Consider the following 2,092-nt stretch of genomic DNA (forward strand, 5'->3'; position numbering starts at 1 on the left):
TCGTTCGCGGCATGACCAGCCAGGTCGGCAACGAGATTGACGAGTTCGTCACCGATGTGCTGCGTAACCAGCTGCTCGGCATCCCGCTCGATCTGGCGGCCCTCAATATCGCCCGTGGTCGCGACACCGGCATTCCGTCGCTCAACGAGGCGCGGCGGCAGTTCAAGGAGGCGGCGAATGGCGACTCGCAGCTCGATGCCTACACGAGCTGGACCGACTTCGCGCTCAACCTGAAGAATCCCGCCTCCATCGTGAACTTCATTGCGGCTTACGGCACCCACGGTACGATCACTCAGGCGGCGACGACTGAGGCCAAGCGCGATGCCGCCTGGAAGATCGTGTTCGGCGGTGAGGGGGCTCCGACCGACCGGCAGGACTTCCTTAACGCGACCGGGAATTATGCCGGTGGAAAGCTCGGCGGCCTTGAGGACATCGACCTCTGGGTTGGCGGCATGGCCGAGAAAAAGATGGCCTTCGGCGGCATGCTGGGCTCGACCTTCTCGTTCATCTTCGAGCTCCAGCTCGAGAACCTTCAGAATGCGGACCGGTTCTACTATCTGTCCCGCGTTCAGGGTCTCAACCTACTCAATGAGCTGGAGAACAACTCCTTCGCCAAGATGGTGCTGAACAACACCGATCTGGGCGAAACGGGTTATGCTCTTCCCGGCGACATCTTCTCGGTGCCGGACCATGTCCTGTACATGGACCGGGCCATGGGAACGAAGTTCGGCTATGCCGATCCTGTGCAGGAAGACGCGTGGCTTCAGGCGGTCTCCCCCATGATCGAGCGCAGGGACGCCAACGGCGACGGAATCGACGAATACATCCGCGTCAACACGAACGACCACGTTCTCATCCAGGGCACCAACGGCAACGATACGATCATCGCTGGCGGTGGCGATGACTCGGTGTGGGGACGGGACGGCAATGATCGCATCGAGGCTGGCTATGGCGTCGACAAGATCCATGGCGGCAAGGGCGATGACATCATCACCAATTCCGGCACGGATATTGGTGAGGTCGATATGCTCCACGGTGAAGAGGGCAACGACGTCATCCACGCCGGCTCGGGCCTGGCACTGGTTTTCGGCAACGAAGGCAGCGACTTCATCATCACCGGACCGGACGGAAAGGAAGCCTTCGGCGGCACTGGGAATGACTTCATTCTCGGTGGCGAGGGCAGCGACTTCCTGCTCGGCAACGAGGGCGACGACTGGATCGAGGCCGGCAACGGTTTTGACACCACGGCAGGCGACAACTCGGAGCTGATGTTCAACTCGTCCATCATCGGCCACGACGTCATGTTCGCCGGCCAGAACGAACACGATTTCGACGCCGAATCCGGTGACGACATCATGGTTCAGGGCGAAAGCGTCATGCGCAGCGAGGGCATGTGGGGCTTCGACTGGGCGATCCACAAAGGGAACACGGAAGAAGCGGATTCGGACCTCACTAAGCCGATCTTCACAACAGACGCGGCGGACATCCTCCGCGATCGTTTCGATGCCGTGGAGGCCCTTTCCGGCTGGGATAAGAACGACCTTTTGAAGGGCGACAACCGGGGTGAGCCCGATCCCAACGCAGAGCCGGAGGTCGGAGAGAACCCCAATCTCGCCGCGGCCGAAAATACGATGGTCAAGCACGAACTGAGCCAGGCCGGCGTCGACCGGATTACGGGACTGCGCGAGTTGTTGGGCACCTGGGCCTCGGCTCCCGGGACCGGTGACCGTGAAGGTCAGATTGCCTTCGATGATGGTAACATCCTCCTCGGCGGCGGCGGCAGCGACATGATCGAGGGACGAGGAGGCAACGATCTCATCGACGGCGACCGCTGGCTCAACGTCCGTATCGGCATCGAGCACAACGGCGTCACATACAGCGCCGACAGCATGGCGGGCCAGGTCTACCTTCAGAGCGATGTTGTGCAGGGAGTGGTCAAGCCCGGTGCCGACGCGCAGTTTGGCGGCAAGACCCTCAACGCGCTGATGCTTGACAGAGACCTCAATCCAGGCCAGCTCTCGATCGTTCGCGAGATCGTCCGGGACAATGGAGTTGGGGATACCGATACGGCCGTCTACTGGGACGTGCGTGC

At 61.3% G+C, this 2,092-nt stretch carries 1 protein-coding gene; it reads left to right on the plus strand.

The features are described from left to right. Window positions 1–11: 11 nt before the first annotated feature. Window positions 12–2,092: peroxidase family protein (locus tag AC5JJ6_RS11220; RefSeq protein WP_496042109.1), on the plus strand; the 2,081-nt coding region annotated here is incomplete at its 3' end.

This window comes from Skermanella sp. (assembly GCF_059503625.1).